Raw genomic sequence first — 16576 nt, 5'->3', positions numbered from 1 at the left:
AAGCCAGACGGAACGGATGGCCACAAAAAGCACAAAAAACGCAAAAACGGACAGCGGGTAGTGGGTCAGTTTGGTTTCTGCGGTGTGGTAGGTCGGGGTTTATCCCCGACCGGGCGCGTGGAATGTCGGCATAAACCCCGACCTACATCAAACTGACCCACTACCGGACAGCGGAATAGATTCACAAGGCACCTATGGGTGCCCAGGAGATTTGTGCAGGCAGGATGGACCAATTTTGCGTTTTTTGTGGCCAAAAATCCGGTTGATTGTGGGTGGGGCATACCGGGGCGGAGCGATCCGACGCCGCCCGGCGGGGAAAATGGCGCGAAACCTCCTGACGCCGGGCAACAAAAAGCCCTTCGGGTGAAGGGCTGGCGCGGATGGCCTGCCGTCTGAAGCCTTGGCCGAAACCGCATTAATGTCCTCCTACACCGAGGCTTCGGAGGACATCCTTCGCGGTGCTCCTCACGAGCGGAGGATGGTGGACCTTACTGGACTCGAACCAGTGACCTTTTCCATGTCAAGGAAACGCTCTAACCAACTGAGCTAAAGGTCCAAAAAAACCGAGCGGCAACTAAGCACGAACGCGGGCCGTCCGTGCAAGGAAAATTATCGGCCCGGTATCAGCGCACCCGGACGTCCACGACGACCGAATAGCCAAACCTGAGCCGGTCGCCGAGTTGCGCGAGGCTGGCGGGATCGAGCAGAATCTTCACGGGGACGCGCTGGACGACCTTGTTGAAGTTGCCGGTGGCGTTGTCGGGTGGCAGCAGGGCGAATTGTGCGCCGCTGGCGGGCGAGAGGCTGTCGATCCGGCCGTGCAATGTCTCACCGGACAGGGCATCGACGGTGACCTCCACGTCCTGGCCGGGAGCGAGGCCGGCGAGCTGGGTCTCCTTGAAATTGGCGATGATCCACGGGGAGGATTCGGCCAGCATGAGGAGAATCTGGCCGGGCAGCACGTGATTGCCGGCCTCGACGGCCTTGTTGCCGATGCGGCCGGCGGTCGGGGCGGTGATGGTGGCGTAGCCCAGCTTGCGCTCCGCATCACGCAGCGCGGACTTGGCGACGTCCGTGCTGGCCGTGGCGACGGCAATCTGGGCATAGGCCGATTTCTGCGCGGCCCGGGCCGAGGCGACGCCGGATTCGTCGGCGGTGACGTTGGCCTGGCTGGCGCTGTCGGCCGCCTCGGCGGCCTGGAAGGCGCTGCGGGCGTTGTCGAGGTCCGCCTGCGAGACCACGCCGCCCCGGGCGAAGAGCTGCTCGTTGCGCTTGAGCGTCAGGCGGGCGAGCTCGAGCTGCGCGGCGGACTGCGCCTGCTGCGCCCCGGCCTGCTTGACGCGGGCCTCGGCCTCCGCGACCTGCGTGTCGGATTGCGCGGCGGTGGCGCGGGTCTGGCTTTCCGCGGCCTGGGCCTGTTCCAGCGCCGCCCGGCTTTTCTGCACGGCGAGCTCGAACTCAAGCGGGTCCAGCCGCACAAGTATGTCGCCCGCTTGCACGGTCTGGTTGTCCCGGACCAGCACTTCCTTCACCTGGCCCTCGAGTTGCGGGCCGATCTGGTGGAGGTGTCCCGCCAGGTAGGCATCGTCGGTCCCGACATAGCGGTAGGCGTGAACCCCGAGCCGGCCCAGCCAGAGGACGAGCGCGAGGCCGGCGAGGCCGAGCAGCGCGGGCTTCCAGAAGGAAGCGCCCTTGGTGCGGCGGCGGGCGGCATGATGCGGCGGCGCCGCGGGCGCGGCGTGGGCGGGAGATTCGGTCGATTGGGCGTTCATGGTTTTGAAAGGGGCGGGCGGATCAATGGACGTCGACGACGGCTTCGCGCTTGCGGCCCTTGCCGAGCAGCAGCAGCAGCGGCAGGGTGGCGACAAAGGCGAGGGCGACGTAGGCGAAGACATCGGCAAACGAGAGCAGCAGGGCCTGGGAATCGATGGTGCGGTCGAGCAGTTGCAGACCCTGGTGCTGGGCGCGGACCGGGTCCCCCGAGTGAAAGATGAAGCTGAAGTCGAAAAGCTGCAGGCGGGTGGTCAGGGCCGAGCCGAACATCCTGATCTGGGTGACCGGACTGCCGCCGGGCGGCGCCAGTTTCTCGACCAGGATGGCGCGGTGGAGGGCCTCGCGGTGGGCGAGGGCGGTTGTGATCAGGGCAATGCCGATGCTACTCCCCAGCTGGCGGGTGAGGTTGTAGAAGCCCGAGCCGGCGGCGATGTCCTTTTTCGGCAGGTCGCCCAGCGTGGCGAGCGAGAGAGGGATGAACATCATCACGCCGCCCAGGCCGCGCAGGATGAGCGGCCAGAACAGCGAGCCGGTGCCGGTCGACGGGTTGATGTCCGCCAGCAGCACCGCGGTGGCCACGGTGACGAGGGCGCCGCCCGCGATGAGCAGGCGGGCGTCGACCCGGCCGGAGACGCGGCCCATCGCGATCATGGTCACGGCCGACGCGAACGCGCCGGGCATGAGCAGGAAGCCGCTCTGCGCCGCGGTGAAATGCAGGTAGTTCTGCACGAAGATCGGCACGGCAAACATCACGCCATAGAGCCCCATGCCCAGCACCAGCGAGTAGAGGCTGCCCGCCGCCAGCGCGCGGTGCCGCAGCACACGGAGGTCGACCGCCGGATGCCCGATGCGCAGCTCGTGCCAGACGAACAGCCCGAGCCCGAGGGCCGCGCCCGCGGCGGTGGCCAGGATGAAGTTCGAGCTGAACCAGTCCTCCGACTGGCCTTCCTCGAGCATCGTCTGGAAGCACGCGAGCCCGACGGTGAGCAGGCCGATGCCAAGCCAGTCCACGCGGCGTTCCGGCCCGTGGCGCGCCTCGTCGCGCGGCAGGAAAGCGGCGGTCATGAGCACGGCGATGATGCCGACGGGCAGGTTGATGAAGAAAATCCAGCGCCAGCCGAGCGTGTCGGTCAGCCAGCCGCCGAGCACGGGTCCGAAGGCCGGCCCCGCGATCACGCCGATGCCGAAGATGGCCTGCGCCGCCGGCTGCTCGTGCCGGTCGAATGTTTCAAAGAGGATCGACTGGCCCTTGGCCAGCAGGCCGCCGCCGCACAGACCCTGCAGCACGCGGGCGAGGATCAACATGGGCAGGTTGCCGGCCAGGCCGCAGAGCACCGACGCGCCGGTGAAGCCGATGAGGGAGAACAGCAGGTATTGCCGGCGGCCGAAATGGTCGCTCAGCCACGCGGTCAGCGGGATCATGACGACGTTGGCGCAGGCGTAGGCGGTCGAGACCCAGCCCACCTCGGAGAGCGTGGAGCCGAGGTTGCCCTGGATGTCGGGCATGGCGACGTTGACGATGCTCGTGTCGATGATCTCCAGGATGGCGCCAAGCGCGGCGGTGATCGCGATCATCCACTTGAGCAGGCCGCGGTCCGCCAGCCGGGCCGCGACGGGGGAGAGCAGGCTCCGGTCGGAGCCATAGAGGGCGGGGCCGGCGCTCATGGCTGGACCGGCGCCGTCGCGAAGCCCGAAAGGAACATGGCGACCGCGGCCTCGCGATAGGTGGCGGCGGAATAATCGATCTTCAGGTGCGGGATCGAGCGGCGCAGGACCCCGGTGAAAATGGCGCCGAGCAGCAGCTCGGACAACAGATCAGGGCGCTGGTCGCGCTGGATCCGGCCCGCCCGCTGTGCGGTCTCGATGCGGCTGACCACCGCCTCCTTGAGCGGCAGGAAAACGGCGCGAAAGACCTGCTTCTCGTGGGTTTCGTTGAGTTGATGGTGCATTTCCCCGAGCATCGCACGGACCAGCGGCCAATTGGCGGTCAGCAGCGCCTCGTAGGCGCCGGTCAGCGCGGCGAGATCGGCGCGCAAGTCGGCGGTCGGGACGGGCGGGGCGGTCCGCCGCGCCGCGCGCCGCCCGCCGAAGTTCTCGCCGACGACGGCGGCGAGGAGACGGTCCTTGCTCTTGAAGTGGCGGAACAGCGTGACTTCATTGACCCCGGCCTCCGCCGCGATCGCGCGGGTGGTGGCACCGGTCAGCCCGGCGCGGGCGTAAACCCGGCTGGCGGCGGCGAGCAGACGCTGGCGGGTGCCGGTGGCGGGTGAGGCGGACACAACCTTCATATGCAAGCAACCACTTGCATTCGTTAAATCCGCCCGCAAGCGGAATTTCAGGCGGGTCGCCCGTGGCGCGGGCAACTGCTTGGGCGGCAGGGCAAAGAAAATGACCTTCCGGGCCATACGCCGCTTGAAACCCGGCCGGGTTTTGTGCCCTTATCCCGTCATGCTGCAGTCGCTCCGCATCCGCAACCTGGCCCTCCTCGCCGAGGTCGAGCTGGATTTCGAGACCGGCTTCACGGCGGTGACGGGCGAGACCGGCGCGGGCAAGAGCATCCTGCTCGGCGCGCTGTCCCTGCTGGCCGGCGCCCGGGCGGACAAGACCATCATCCGGCAGGGCGCGCCCGCCACCGAGGTCGAGGCCGCGCTGTTCTTCGCCGACAGCCGCAAGCTCGACGCGGCGCTCACCCGGCTCGACCTGCCGCCGTGCGATGACGGCGTGCTCATCCTCAAGCGCAGCCTGCCACGTGACAAGGCGCCCCGGATTTCCGTCAACGGCAGCATGGCGACCTTGGCCGCGCTGCAGGAGCTCGGCGAATACTGGATCGATTTCCACGGTCCGGGCGAGCCGCGCCGGCTGCTCAAGGAGGGCTGCCAGCGCGAGCTGCTCGATCTCTTTGCCAAAAACGAGGCGGCGCTCGACCAATACCAGAAGACCTACCGCCTCTGGCGCGACCTGGTGGACGAGCGCGAGCGGCTGCTCGGGGCGGAGAAACTGTCCGCCGACCAGATCGAATTCCTGAAGATCCAGCTCGGCAAAGTCGACGCCCTCGACCTGACCGAGGAAGCCATCGCGGAACTCGAGCGCGACTTCCAACGGCAGAACAGCGCGCAGGAGATCATCTCGCTTGCGTCCGGCCTGAACCACGGGCTCAGCGGCGAGGACGGTCTGCTCGGCCGCCTGTCGGCGATCTTGCGCGAGGCGCGGCAACTGGAGTCGCTCGACGCCGCCAGCAAGCCACTGGCCGACCGCCTGCAGTCGGTGGCGGTGGAACTCGGCGACCTCGACGCGGAGTTCGCGTCGCTGGCATCGTCCCTGAATTTCGATCCCGAGCAGGCCGAGGCGCTGCAGGGCAAGATGAACTCCTGGCTCGAGCTGAAGCGCAAATACGGCGCGAAGGTCGAGGCGGTGCTCGCGGCGCGCGACGAGATGCGCCGCAAGCTGGAGCTGCAGGGCGACGTCGAGGGTTCGCTCGCCAAGCTCGAGAAGCAGGTGGCCGACGCCCTGAAGGCGGCGAAGAAGGCCGCGGCCGAGTTGCGCGCGACCCGCGAGAAGGCGGCCCTGCAGCTGGCGAAGACCGCGGCCAAGGTGATCGTCCAGCTCGGCTTCAAGAAGGCGGATTTCCGTGTGTCACTGACGCCGCTGCCGGAGCTGGGGCCTTACGGTGATGGCGGTGTGGAATTCCTGTTTTCCCCGAACGTTGGCGAACCGCCGCTGCCACTGCACCGGATCGCGTCGAGCGGCGAACTCGCGCGCGTGATGCTGGCGCTCAAGGCCGTGCTGGCCGAGATCGACGACGTGCCGCTGCTGGTGTTCGACGAGGTGGATGCCAACGTCGGCGGCGAGATCGGCCGCATTGTCGGCGAGAAGATGGCCGACATCGCCGAGCGGCACCAGGTGCTGTGCGTGACACACCTGCCGCAGGTGGCCGCGCAGGCCGCGAATCATTTTGTCGTCACGAAGGACCAGAGCGGCGACCGGGCGTCGGTCGGGATCGAGCCCATCCATGGCGACCGCAAGGGACGCGTTGGCGAACTCGCGCGCATGCTCGGCGATCGCAACGCCAAGAGCGCCGTGGCCCACGCCGAGGAACTGCTGAAGGGGTAGGCTTTCCCACGGCGAGGTCGCCGTGGCTCCAAATTGGAGCGCGGGCGAACTCGCCCGCGACGATTTCCCTCAGGCCGTTCGAAAGCTGCGCCACCTGGCCAGCGGGAGCTGGGCGAGGGCGATGAGTGCGAGCTGGCTGGCGACAAAGATGATGAGCCACCAGAAGGCGGCGTCCATGAAACCGTAGCTGTGGAGGCCGACGCCGAGCATGTTGGTGCCGAACCAGCTCCAGCTCGTGATGATGTTGCCGGCGATCGCGAGGCACATCAGGCCGCGCTGCTTGACGAGGCCGCCCCAGCGGGCGTGGAGGACGATGGCGTTCCAGAGGACGATCATGACCGCGCCGTTCTCCTTCGGATCCCAGCCCCAGAAGCGGCCCCACGACTGGTCGGCCCAGATGCCGCCGAGGACGGTGCCGACGAGGCTGCAGAGCGTGGCGAAGCACACGATGCCGTAGACCATGCGCGTCAGCGCCTCGGCCGTGGCCTTGTCGAGCGACTTGGTGAACACGCCGCGGAAAACGTAGATGAGGGCGAGAAACCCGGCGAGGAAGGTCGAGGCGTAGCCGGTGGTCACGACGACGACGTGCGTGGCGAGCCAGAGGTTGGTGTCGAGCACCGCGCGCATCATCTCGAGCGTGTCGCCGCTGAGCGACAGCATGTGGGCGATGATGAGTGTGATGAAGCCGACCATGCCGGCCGCGGCGGAACCGATGCCGTTCCGGTAGATTCGCTCGAGCAGCAGGCACAGGGCGACGGCGCCCCAGCCGACAAAGAGCGCCGAGGAGTAGAGGTTGGTCACCGGCGGGCGGCCCTCGAGCCACATGCGCGTGATGATGCCGGCGGTGGCGAGGAGCCAAGCCAGGCCCACCAGGTAAAACGCCGATTTGCCCAGCACGTCGGGCCAGATGAGCCACGAGATGATGGCGCACAGGAAGGCGAGGGCATAGAGGATGATGCCCTTGTAGAAGGGCTCGGCGGCGTTGAAGCGCACCTCGACGTCGCTCTTCAGCAGCTGCGCGTCGAAGCGCTTGCCGAGTTGCTCGCGAAAGAGGCGGACGATCTCGTTGAACTGGCCGGCTTCGTGGTTGCGCCAGGCGGCGCCGAGGGCGGCGTAGGCCATGACGTTGGGGTTGATGGTGCCGGTCTCGAAGGTCTCGAGCAGGGCGGTGCCGGCGGTCTTCCACGCGGTGAGGTTCTTCTCGCCCGCGTCGGGCGGCACGGTCAGCAGGTAACCGAACTTGCCCATGTCGTCGAAACGCTGGGCGGCGGCGAGCATGGCCTTGAAGGCGGCCTCGTCGTACGCCTCGCCCTTCTCTTTGGCGCGGACGGCGGCGATGCCCGCCGGCAGGCTTTGCTGGAACTGGACGATCTCGGTCAGGAACGCGGGCGAGTCGGGCAGCTGCACGCTGTGCTTGAGGCGCTGGTAGAGGATGACACGGTCGCGCAACTGGACGACAGCCTTCTGAAACTGGGTGCGCGCCTGCGGATCGACCGGCTCGGCGAGCTGCGCCTGCCGTTCGAGCTCGGGCAGCTTGGGCTGGAGCTGGTTGAACGAGAAGCGGGTGCGGGTGCCCGGCACGAAATCGGCGACGGCAAGCGTGCGCATCACCGGGTCGGTATAGGTGATCTTGGTTTCCGCGTCGGTCAGCCCCATCAGCGTGAGCAGCTCGGGTGAGTCGGTGGCGCTGAGGCGGAAGGTCGGGTAGGCGTCCGCCTTGGCCGGGTTGAAGAGCACATCGGCCAGCCATTCGATGGGCGTGGCGACGAGCGGCACGGGCTTGGTCGGGTCGCTGACGCGCTGGCGGCCCTGCAGCATGAGCAGTGAGGTGCGGGCGACGGTGTCGAGCGGCTTGAGGCGGCCGTTGACCAGCACGGGCAGGCGGCCGAAGGCGACGAGGTCGAACTCACCGGTGTTTTGCGGCGGGCGCAGCGTGGACGCCAGCCAGCCGGCGGTCAGGACGAGCACCAAGACTGGAAGGAAACGTTTCATTATTTACACCAAGGACGCAAAGACAGCAAAGGGTTCAGGGTTGATCGGCACCGGGAAGGATCAAGCGCACGACGCCATCTTTCAGCAGAGGTTCATGGTAATTGATCAGAAGGCCGAGTGGCGCATCCAGCAGCTTCATGTAGGACAAGAGCTGTGCTTTGTGGATGGGCAGGATTTTCTCGACGACCTTGTTTTCCACAATCAGGCAGCCCTCAACATAGACGTCCAAGCGAAGCGGCTCCTCGAAAACCAATCCCTTGTATTCGATGGGCACCAGGAGCTGGCTGACCGAGGCGATTTTTTGCAACTGGAGTTCATGGACGAGACATCGTTCATAGATGCTTTCGATCAAACCCGGCCCTTTGTGCCGATGCACCTCAATAGCCGCACCAATGACCTTGGCGGAAAGGGTATTGGCCTTGGAGTAGTTCGGATGCATTGCTCAGCGATCTTTGCGATCTTGGTGTAAACTCAGCTCTGGCTCCGCTTGCGCATGAAGCCGGTGAGGTGGAAACCGAACTGGATGAGCAGGCCGAGGCCCATCATGATGCAGGAGACGTAGGGCAGCACCCAGCTCGGGTTGCGCACGACCTGGAGGATCGTGGTCTTGTCGTCATTGTCGAAACCCGCCTGGTAGAAGGTCAGGCCGGCGTGCCGCAGCGGGTTGTTCATGTAGATGAGCACCTCGCGGTCCTGGCGGGCGTCGTCGGTCTGGAGGCGGATGCGGCTGGAGAAATTCTTCGGGATCTCGGTGCCGGCGTAGACCTCGTGGGTGAACTTGAGCAGCGTGACGGCGAACGGGTGGTAGTAGCGCTTGAAGCGGAGGGAGAACTCCCAGGTGCGGCCGGCGTAGTCGAACTTCTGCGGCATGCCGAGCAACGGCGACACGAGCCAGGTGCCGAGCGTGCCCTCGGGGCCGACGAACTCGATGTTGGCCGCGGGCGCGTTGCGCTCGTCCTGCTTGTAGGTCAACGGCAGCGGAATGACGGCGATGCGCGGGCCGATGCCGGCGGTGGCGAGGGCCGGCGCGGCATTGGGCACCTGGTCGCGCATCTGCAGGGCGGCGTTGGGGTAGTAGTCGCGGATGCGGACCTGGAACGGCAGCTTCGGGTGCTGGATGGCGCCGCCGTCGGAGAGCACGGCCTCGGGGATGGCGACGACCTCGTTGTAGTCCGGGCTGGTCGTGTCAAGGATGGCGAGCTCGTTGGTCCGGTAGCTTTCGGAGTAATGCCTGGTCTCACCCTCATCGAGGCGCATGTTGCTCTCGACCTGCAGGAGGCTGGTGAACAGCTCGCCGAGCAAGAGGAGGATGAGCCCGAGGTGCGTGAGCTGGATGCCGGCCTTTTTCCATTCGAGCCGGAAGCGGTAGATATGCGCGGCGACGAGGTTGATGAGCAGCAGGCCGCCGAGGAAATAGCCGCCGGGGAAGACCGGCACGGGGATGCCGGTGCCGGGGATCTTCTCCAGCACGAAGAAGGCGTGGAAGAATTTCTCCTGCACGCCCCAGATGCCGAGCTGCACCTGCGCGAGCGTCGCCCAGAAGATCAGCACGATCGACAGCGCGAGCAGCACGACCGTCAGCTTGAGCGAGACGAAGAAGTCGCGGAATTGCCTGACGACGGGGCTCATGCTCAGCGCGGGCGCACGGTGCGGAGGAACTCGAGGAACGCGGGTTTTTCCTGCGCCACGAGCGCGTCGGGGCCCAGCAGCTTGAAGAACCAGGTCTCGCCGTTGAGCGGGACGACGGCGCCGACCAGGCGGGTGGGGGCGCCGTTGGCGGAGCCGGCGAAGTCCACGACGTCGGCATGGAGGGTGCCGAGATCGAGATGTTCAACGCTGGCGCCCAGTTGGGCCTCGGCCAGGGGCGGCAGGGAAACCTGGCCGCGCCAGCGGTTGAGGTTGGCGAGCAGGCCGCCGGTGTCGCCGGGGAAGGCGGTGATGGAAAGATCGGCCTCCGTGCCGTTGCCCTTGACCGCATAGCTGCCCTTGCGCATCGGGCCGTTCGCCTTGACGGTCCAGGCCGCGGGAGCGGTCCAGACGAGGCTGTCGCCGCCGGTGGGCACGGTGGTGGCCGCCATGGTGTCGCCCTCCTTCGCCAAGGCTTCGGAGGGCACGCCGACCGACGGATGGCCGCGGGGCAAGTCGTTGGTGTTGGCCGAGCCGGCGGTGGACGGGGGCACGGTCGCCACGGGATCCTTCGGTGCGCGGTAGGCCGTGATCTCACGGTCGCGGCAGCCGCCCAGCAGGAGCAGGGTCAGCACGGCGGCGCAGGCAGGGGAGCGGAGGGACATGGGCAGGGGTTCACTCTAGCATTCCCCGGACAACCGCAACCCTAACTAAAATCTATGAGGCGGACGGGGCGGGGCGATTAGTTGCGAGATTTTGCCCACGGTCTTGGTGCAGGTCGGGCTTTATTCCCCGTAGGTCCCATACCCCGGAGCTTGGCTCCAGCTTGATCGGAATGTAGGAGCCTGCTTGCAGGCGATTCGGAACGCCCGCCCCCGTCCCGCCCACGGACCAACCGTAGAATCGCCTGCAAGCAGGCTCCTACAAAAATGAAAGGAAACGGGCATGGTGGGTTTGATCAAATGCCCCGGGGATTCTTTATGTCCGACGGCATCACGCAAGCTGCCGGGGATAAACCCCGGCCTACCAAAGGCGGGCGCCAACAGATAGATCCCGCGAGATTTTGGCTGCCAATCATCCGCCAGCAATTAGGCAAGTAGCCATGCAGATCACGCCACTCGGCGACAACGCCCTGGTGCTCGAAGTGGGGACCGTCATCGACGAGTCCACGCACCGGCGCGTGCAGGCGGCGTGGCGGGCGCTGGCGGCGGCGCCCCTGCCGGCGGTCAGCGAACTCGTGCCGGCCTACACCACGGTCACGCTCTTCTACGACCCGTGGGCCGCGGTGCAGGCGGGCGCGCCCGCGCAGGGCATCGCCGACTGGCTCGGGGCGCAGGTGCGCGGGCGGCTGAAGAATCCGCCGAAGACGGAGAAGACGAAACCGCGCGTCGTGGAAATCCCCGTCTGCTATGGCGGCGAGTTCGGACCCGACCTCGCGCGGGTGGCGGCCCAGGCGAAATTGTCGCCGGAGGAAGTCATCAAGCGCCACGCCAAGGCGGACTATCTCGTGCACCTCATCGGCTTCGCGCCGGGCTTTCCCTACCTCGGCGGCCTGCCGAAGGAACTGCACACGCCCCGGCACGCGAAGCCGCGGATGACGGTGCCGCCCGGCTCGGTCGGCATCGGCGGCGAACAGACCGGCATCTATCCGCTCGCGACGCCCGGCGGCTGGAACCTGATCGGCCGCACGCCGCTCCGGATTTTCCGGCCGGAGCAGACCCCGCCCGTGCTGCTCGCGGCGGGCGATCACGTGAAGTTCCGCGCCATCACGCCGGAGGAATTCGCCCGGCAGGAGGCGCGGTCATGATGCGCATCCGCAAACCCGGCCTGCTGACCACGGTGCAGGACCTCGGCCGGCCCGGCTACCAGCAATACGGCGTCGTGGTGGGCGGCGCGCTCGACACGTTTGCCGCGCGGGCGGCCAATCTCTGCGCCGGCAACGACGACAACGCCGCCTTGCTGGAAATGGCGCAGACCGGCGCGGACCTCGTGTTCGACCAGGACACGCTGATCGCGTGGGGCGGGGCGGATTTCGATGCCCGCGTGAGCGGCCAGCCGCTGCCGCGGGACCGCGCGGTGCGCCTCGCGGCGGGCGAGGTGGTGAGCTTCGGACTGGCCCGGAGCGGCCTGCGGGCGTGGCTGGCCATCGCGGGCGGGATCGACGTGCCGCTGGTCATGGGCAGCCGCACGACCTACCGGCGCGCCGGCATCGGCGGACACCAGGGGCGGCCGCTGGTCGCGGGCGACGTCTTGAAGCTTTTCGCGCCGACACCGTGGGCGCAACAAATCCTGGCGTCGCTGACGGCCGGGCAAAAACGGGCGGTAACCTGGACCGTGCGGCCCGAGACGATGGGCAAGCCGGCGCGGCCCGGCGTCGTGCGCGCGCTGCGCGGGCCCGAGTGCGACTGGTTTGCCAAGGAGGCACAGCGCGCTTTTTTTGCGGCCGAGTGGACGGTCACCAAGGAGGCCGACCGGATGGGCGTGCGGTTGAGCGGACCGGAGCTGCCGCTGCTGACCCCGCGGGAAATGATCTCGTCGTCAGTCAACGCCGGCACCGTGCAGGTGCCGCCCGCCGGCCAGCCCATCGTGCTGCTGCCGAGCCGGCAATCGATCGGGGGTTATCCGCGGCTGGCGGCGGTGGTGACGGCCGATCTCGGGCGCTTCACGCAGATGCGCCCCGGGGACAAGGTGCGCTTTGAGGAAACCACGCTGGCGGCGGCGCATGACATCTATCTCGCGCGCGAACGCGATCTGGCGCGGGTGCGCATGGGCCTGGCCCGGCTGACGGGCTGAACCATGCCGCGCGTCGACCTCAACTGCGATCTCGGGGAGGGCGCCGGCCACGACGCGGAGCTGATGCCGCTCATCACCTCGGCCAACATCGCGTGCGGGGCGCACGCCGGCGACGAGGCGACGATGCGGGCGACGGTGGCGCGGGCGAAAAAACACGGCGTCGCCATCGGCGCGCACCCGGGGTTTGCCGACCGCACGAATTTCGGCCGGCGCGAGCTGGTCGTGACGCCCGCCGGGGTGCACGGATTGGTTCATGACCAAGTCCTGCAGTTGCAGCTGATCGCCCGTGGGGCCGGCGCGCGGCTGGTCCACGTCAAGGCGCACGGAGCGCTCTACAACATGGCGGCGCGCGAAGCGGCGCTGGCCCGGGCCGTGGTGGATGCGGTCTATGAGGTCGATCCGCGGCTGATCCTGTTCGGGTTGGCCGGCAGCCAGCTCATCGCGGTGGCCGAGGCCTGCGGACTGCCGGTGGCGAGCGAGGTCTTTGCCGACCGCACCTACCAGGCCGATGGCTCGCTCACGCCGCGCACGCAGGCGAACGCGCTGATCACGGACGAGGACGCGGCCGTGGCGCAGGTGTTGCGGATGGTGCGCGAAGGCAAGGTGCGCGCGACCGACGGCACCGACGTGGCCATCACGGCCGACACGGTCTGCCTGCACGGCGACGGGGCGCATCCGGTGGAGTTCGCCCGGCGGCTGCGGCGGGAGCTGGCCACCGCCGGCATTGAAATCAAGGCCTGCGGCGCATGATCAAGCTCATCGGCATTCTCGTGGTGGCACTCGGGTTCGCCCTGCGGTTCAACACGCTGCTGGTGGTGATGGTGGCGGGCATTGCGACCGGGTTGGTGGCGGGGATGTCCTTCAACGAGATCATGGAATTGTTCGGAAAGTATTTTGTGGAAAACCGCTATATGACCCTGACGGTCGTGCTCATGCTGCCGGTCGTCGGCCTGCTGGAACGTTACGGCCTGCGGGAGCGGGCGGAGACGATCATCCGGCGCTCCCGGGCGGCGACGGCCGGCCGCGTGCTGATCTTCTACACGGCGGTGCGGCAGATCTCGATCGCGTTTGGAGTGAACATCGGCGGGCACGCCCCGATGGTGCGGCCGCTGGTTTCCCCGATGGCGGAGGGCGCCGCGCGGGCCCGACACGGCGACCTGCCGGAGAAGACCAGCGAGGCGATCCGCGCGCACGCCGCCGCGGCGGAGAACATCGGGAATTTCTTCGGCGAGGACACGGTCTTCGCCGTGGGCGCGGTGCTGCTCATCCAGGGAACGCTGCAGGCCCAAGGCTATGACGTGGGACTCTGGGCGCTCTCGCTGTGGGGCATCCCCACGGCGCTCGTGGCGTTCGGCTGTCTGGTCTGGCGGGCCCGGGTGCTCGACAAGCGCATCGCGCGCGACGCCGCCGAAGCGAAAAAGGAACCGGCGCCGTGAAGCTCCTGAACCTGGAAGTCTTTTATGTGATCGCGGGCCTGTTTCTGCTGATCGTGGCGGCACAGATCGCGGCCGACCGCACCCATCCGAAGCGCTGGGGGTCGGCCCTCTTCTGGGGTCTGCTAGCCGTCACCTTTCTGGTGGGAAAATCACTGCCCTCCACGGCGGTCGGCTACATGATGCTCGCGATGGTGGGTCTGGCGGCCACCAAGCAGATGGGTTTCGCGGAAAAAGCCGGCACCTCGCTCGCGGAGCGCACCGCCTCGGCCGACCGGCTGGGGAACCGGATCTTTCGGCCCGCCCTGTTGATTCCGGGCACGGCGGTGGTGGGCACACTTTTGCTGAGCAAGCTCCATTGGGACGATTGGTGGCTGCTGGATTCCACCAATACGACGGTAACGTCGGTCTGTCTCGGGGCGGTGGTGGCCGCGGGCATGGCGCTCCGGTTGACCGGCGCCCGGGTGGAGGTGCCGGTCGGGGAGGGCGGCCGGCTCGTGCAGACCATCGGTTGGGCGTTGATCCTGCCGCAGATGCTCGCGGCGCTGGGTGGCATCTTCTCCAAGGCCGGGGTGGGTCCGGTCGTGGCCGACCTTGCCGCGCACGCGCTGCCGACGCAGTTCCCGTTCGTCGCGGTGGTGGCGTATTGCGCGGGCATGGCGCTGTTCACGATCTGCATGGGCAACGCTTTCGCGGCGTTTCCCGTCATCACGCTCGGGATCGGGCTGCCTTTCATCGTGCAGCTGCACCATGGCAACCCGGCCATCATGGCGGCCATCGGCATGCTCTCAGGCTACTGCGGGACGTTGCTCACGCCGATGGCGGCCAACTTCAACCTCGTGCCGGCCATGCTGCTGGAGTTGAAGGACAAGAACGCGGTCATCAAGGCGCAGGCGCCGATTGCGCTCAGCATCCTCAGCGCCAATGTGGTCATCATGTATCTGTGTGTGTATCGATTTTGATTTGCGCCACGGATTACACGGATGGATTGGCCTATGATTGTCATTCTGAGCCGGGCGAAGAATCCATCAGGATGACCGCCTTCGAGCATCAGGCTGGATCCTTCGCTGCGCTCAGGATGACAGACCGGAGTTGCTTGTTTTCCCATCCGTAGCCATCCGTGTAATCCGTGGCTAAGAAATCGAAAACCGTCCTCCTCACCGGGTTCGAGCCGTTCGGCGGCGAGTCGGTCAACCCCTCGGGCGAGATCGCCCGGCAGCTGCACGGCACGGTCATCGCCGGGCACCGCGTAGTCGGCGCGCTGCTGCCGTGCGTGTTCGGTGCGGCGATCGCGGAGTTGAAGAAGCAGATCCGCGCGACGAAACCGGTGCTGGTCATTTGCACCGGGCAGGCGGGCGGGCGGGCCGAGATCACGCCGGAGCGCGTGGCGATCAACGTGGACGACGCGCGCATCGCCGACAACGCCGGGCGGCAGCCGGTCGACCGGCCCATCGTGCGCGGCGGGCCGGCGGCGTATTGGTCCTCGCTGCCCATCAAGGCCATCACGGAGGAGCTGCGCCGCCGCGGCATCCCGGCGACGGTGTCGCAGACGGCGGGCACCTTCGTCTGCAACCACGTTTTCTACGGCCTGATGCACGCCCTGCAGGACCGGAAGAAAGTGCGCGGCGGGTTCATCCACGTGCCGTTCCTGCCGGAACAAGCGAAGCCGGGGCAACCCAGCCTGCCGCTCGATACAATGACAGCGGCGATCGCGGTGGTGCTCGCGGTGGCGCTAAAAATCCGGCGGGATGTCCGCGTGGCCGGCGGGGCGACGCATTAGCCGGCGCCCCACGAAGACAGTCGTGAGCGCGCCGAGCAGGAGCGCGCCGTAGGTCCGCGCCTCTGGGACGTTGGGTCGGATCTGGTTGTCGTAGGAATCCCAGCCGGTCTGGCTGGCGGTGAAGCCGTTGAAGGTGACCTGGTTCATCGGCGCGCTGCCCATGACATTCGGCGTCGCCCCGGTCCAGTTGGTGGCGTAGAAGAAGTCCGAGGCCCGGGTCCAGTTCTGGATAGTGAGGGTGACACCCGCGCTGATGGTAAGCGTGGTGACGTTGAGGGTGTTGGTGCCGGCGAAGTCGATGGTGCTGTTTCCCGTCACGTTCAGTGTGCCGAAGGTTGAGCTGGTGCCGCCGAGCGTCAGGGTGCCGCCGGCGAGCGTGACAGTGCCGCTGAGGGAGGTGTTGGCGGAAAAGACGGTCGTGCCGGTGAAAGCGGAGCTGCCGAGGGTGAGATTGTTGCTGGTGCTGGTCAGCGCGCTGCCGAAAGTGAGCGTGCTGCCGGCGGCGACCAGGACGTTGGGCGTGGCAGTGCTGAAGTTGATGTTGCCGGACGACAGCGTGGGAGAACCAAGATTGACCGTGATACTGGAAACATTCTGCGTGCCGCTGACCGTGACAGTGAATGCCCCGGTGGCGTCGGTGCCGGCGCTGAAGACGGCGTCGTTGCCCGATGTCCAGCTGGAGGTGGTGGCGGTGCCGGCGGAACTGGTGCTCCAGCGCTTGTTGGCCGCACCATTTGCGGTGGACCAAGTGCCGCTGGGCGTGGGGCCACCGGCGCCCGCGGTGGTGCCGTTTGTATCCCAATAGACAATGGCCCCCGGGAGGGTGCTGCTCATGATCTGGGTGGCAAACAGCACCGCGAAAACGTGCCGAAGCAGCCGTCGTGGGCTGGTCGACGGAGGGCGCGCACTGGCAGTGAATAAGGGACCGGGCATGCTCTTCTCCACCGGAAATCCTATTCTCGCCAATGGGTTGGATGCAATCCAGATGAGGTCATCCACCCGGGGTTTTACGCGACGTTATCAAGACCCAATGCGTTGGCGGCAAGGCCCAGCCATGGTTGCGGCAAAA

The 16576-nt window shown here is 67.1% G+C and carries 15 protein-coding genes and 1 tRNA gene; 7 read left to right on the top strand and 9 right to left on the bottom strand.

The features are described 5' to 3' along the window. Nucleotides 1-479 precede the first annotated feature (479 nt). The 4 genes from BLU29_RS00520 to BLU29_RS00505 all read right to left on the bottom strand — a co-directional run bounded on the left by BLU29_RS00520 (nt 480) and on the right by BLU29_RS00505 (nt 4052). Nucleotides 480-556: transfer RNA gene (locus tag BLU29_RS00520), tRNA-Val, on the bottom strand. A 67-nt stretch (nt 557-623) separates the two neighbouring features. Continuing rightward, nucleotides 624-1772, bottom strand: a complete 1149-nt coding sequence (locus BLU29_RS00515; RefSeq protein WP_172830174.1) for an HlyD family secretion protein — start codon at nt 1770-1772, stop codon at nt 624-626. Between the two features lie 22 nt (nt 1773-1794). Then, on the bottom strand, nt 1795-3348 hold the full coding sequence (locus tag BLU29_RS00510; protein WP_343125163.1) for a DHA2 family efflux MFS transporter permease subunit: 1554 nt from the start codon (nt 3346-3348) through the stop codon (nt 1795-1797). 86 nt (nt 3349-3434) lie between these two features. After that, nucleotides 3435-4052: a TetR/AcrR family transcriptional regulator gene (locus tag BLU29_RS00505; protein ID WP_231962279.1), complete on the bottom strand. Its 618-nt coding sequence runs from the start codon at nt 4050-4052 to the stop codon at nt 3435-3437. Between the two features lie 169 nt (nt 4053-4221). Between BLU29_RS00505 and recN the strand changes: the two genes are divergently transcribed. Then, entirely contained in the window at nt 4222-5883 is a 1662-nt protein-coding gene (gene recN / locus BLU29_RS00500) for a DNA repair protein RecN (RefSeq protein ID WP_091054634.1), read from the top strand. Nucleotides 5884-5952: 69 nt separating this feature from the next. On the opposite strand, the gene ccsA is transcribed toward recN, so the two are convergent. Genes ccsA through BLU29_RS00480 form a run of 4 tightly spaced genes read right to left on the bottom strand, consistent with a single transcriptional unit; the run spans nt 5953 to nt 10166 of the window. Further along, entirely contained in the window at nt 5953-7875 is a 1923-nt protein-coding gene (gene ccsA, locus BLU29_RS00495; protein ID WP_091054633.1) for a cytochrome c biogenesis protein CcsA, read from the bottom strand. Between the two features lie 34 nt (nt 7876-7909). Further along, a complete protein-coding gene (locus BLU29_RS00490) occupies nt 7910-8314 on the bottom strand; it encodes a GxxExxY protein (RefSeq protein ID WP_091054632.1) in 405 nt (134 codons plus the stop codon). Nucleotides 8315-8346: 32 nt separating this feature from the next. Continuing rightward, nucleotides 8347-9504 (bottom strand): cytochrome c biogenesis protein ResB, encoded by a 1158-nt coding sequence (locus BLU29_RS00485; protein WP_091054631.1) that lies wholly within the window; start codon nt 9502-9504, stop codon nt 8347-8349. 2 nt (nt 9505-9506) lie between these two features. Then, the gene (locus BLU29_RS00480) at nt 9507-10166 is read right to left on the bottom strand and encodes a hypothetical protein (protein ID WP_091054630.1); all 660 of its coding nucleotides are present in this window, start codon (nt 10164-10166) and stop codon (nt 9507-9509) included. A 437-nt stretch (nt 10167-10603) separates the two neighbouring features. Here BLU29_RS00480 and pxpB point away from each other — a divergent pair, with 437 nt between their 5' ends. From pxpB to pcp, 6 genes are all read left to right on the top strand, one after another. Beyond that, complete coding sequence (pxpB, locus tag BLU29_RS00475; RefSeq protein ID WP_091054629.1) at nt 10604-11308, top strand: 5-oxoprolinase subunit PxpB; 705 nt, start codon at nt 10604-10606, stop codon at nt 11306-11308. After that, the gene (locus BLU29_RS00470; protein ID WP_091054628.1) at nt 11305-12294 is read left to right on the top strand and encodes a biotin-dependent carboxyltransferase family protein; all 990 of its coding nucleotides are present in this window, start codon (nt 11305-11307) and stop codon (nt 12292-12294) included. Before pxpB ends, BLU29_RS00470 begins: the two co-directional genes overlap by 4 nt. A gap of 3 nt (nt 12295-12297) precedes the next feature. Next, nucleotides 12298-13044 carry a 5-oxoprolinase subunit PxpA gene (locus BLU29_RS00465; RefSeq protein WP_091054627.1) on the top strand — a complete coding sequence of 249 codons (747 nt, stop codon included), beginning with the start codon at nt 12298-12300 and terminating at the stop codon, nt 13042-13044. After that, nucleotides 13041-13730, top strand: a complete 690-nt coding sequence (locus BLU29_RS00460; RefSeq protein ID WP_091054626.1) for a DUF969 domain-containing protein — start codon at nt 13041-13043, stop codon at nt 13728-13730. Before BLU29_RS00465 ends, BLU29_RS00460 begins: the two co-directional genes overlap by 4 nt. After that, nucleotides 13727-14689 carry a DUF979 domain-containing protein gene (locus tag BLU29_RS00455; protein ID WP_091054625.1) on the top strand — a complete coding sequence of 321 codons (963 nt, stop codon included), beginning with the start codon at nt 13727-13729 and terminating at the stop codon, nt 14687-14689. The genes BLU29_RS00460 and BLU29_RS00455 overlap by 4 nt, the downstream gene beginning before the upstream one ends. Nucleotides 14690-14856: 167 nt before the next feature. Further along, entirely contained in the window at nt 14857-15507 is a 651-nt protein-coding gene (gene pcp / locus BLU29_RS00450; protein WP_091054624.1) for a pyroglutamyl-peptidase I, read from the top strand. Here the strand turns inward: pcp and BLU29_RS00445 are convergent. Continuing rightward, nucleotides 15460-16341, bottom strand: a complete 882-nt coding sequence (locus tag BLU29_RS00445; RefSeq protein WP_157693529.1) for a hypothetical protein — start codon at nt 16339-16341, stop codon at nt 15460-15462. The two genes, pcp and BLU29_RS00445, sit on opposite strands and share 48 nt — an antisense overlap. Nucleotides 16342-16576: the final 235 nt, after the last annotated feature.

Origin of the sequence: Opitutus sp. GAS368 (assembly GCF_900104925.1) — a bacterium.
Classification (GTDB): domain Bacteria; phylum Verrucomicrobiota; class Verrucomicrobiia; order Opitutales; family Opitutaceae; genus Lacunisphaera.
The sequence above is the reverse complement of the archived record's forward strand: the minus strand, read 5'-3'. Positions and strand labels throughout refer to the sequence as shown.

Coding starts and splice junctions, on each gene's coding strand:
- BLU29_RS00515 (WP_172830174.1), bottom strand. CDS start 1,772: ATGAACGCCCAATCGACCGAATCTCCCGCCCACGCCGCGCCCGCGGCG.
- BLU29_RS00510 (WP_343125163.1), bottom strand. CDS start 3,348: ATGATCGCGATCACCGCCGCGCTTGGCGCCATCCTGGAGATCATCGAC.
- recN (WP_091054634.1), top strand. CDS start 4,222: ATGCTGCAGTCGCTCCGCATCCGCAACCTGGCCCTCCTCGCCGAGGTC.
- ccsA (WP_091054633.1), bottom strand. CDS start 7,875: ATGAAACGTTTCCTTCCAGTCTTGGTGCTCGTCCTGACCGCCGGCTGG.
- BLU29_RS00490 (WP_091054632.1), bottom strand. CDS start 8,314: ATGCATCCGAACTACTCCAAGGCCAATACCCTTTCCGCCAAGGTCATT.
- BLU29_RS00485 (WP_091054631.1), bottom strand. CDS start 9,504: ATGAGCCCCGTCGTCAGGCAATTCCGCGACTTCTTCGTCTCGCTCAAG.
- BLU29_RS00480 (WP_091054630.1), bottom strand. CDS start 10,166: ATGTCCCTCCGCTCCCCTGCCTGCGCCGCCGTGCTGACCCTGCTCCTG.
- pxpB (WP_091054629.1), top strand. CDS start 10,604: ATGCAGATCACGCCACTCGGCGACAACGCCCTGGTGCTCGAAGTGGGG.
- BLU29_RS00470 (WP_091054628.1), top strand. CDS start 11,305: ATGATGCGCATCCGCAAACCCGGCCTGCTGACCACGGTGCAGGACCTC.
- BLU29_RS00465 (WP_091054627.1), top strand. CDS start 12,298: ATGCCGCGCGTCGACCTCAACTGCGATCTCGGGGAGGGCGCCGGCCAC.
- BLU29_RS00460 (WP_091054626.1), top strand. CDS start 13,041: ATGATCAAGCTCATCGGCATTCTCGTGGTGGCACTCGGGTTCGCCCTG.
- BLU29_RS00445 (WP_157693529.1), bottom strand. CDS start 16,341: ATGAGCAGCACCCTCCCGGGGGCCATTGTCTATTGGGATACAAACGGC.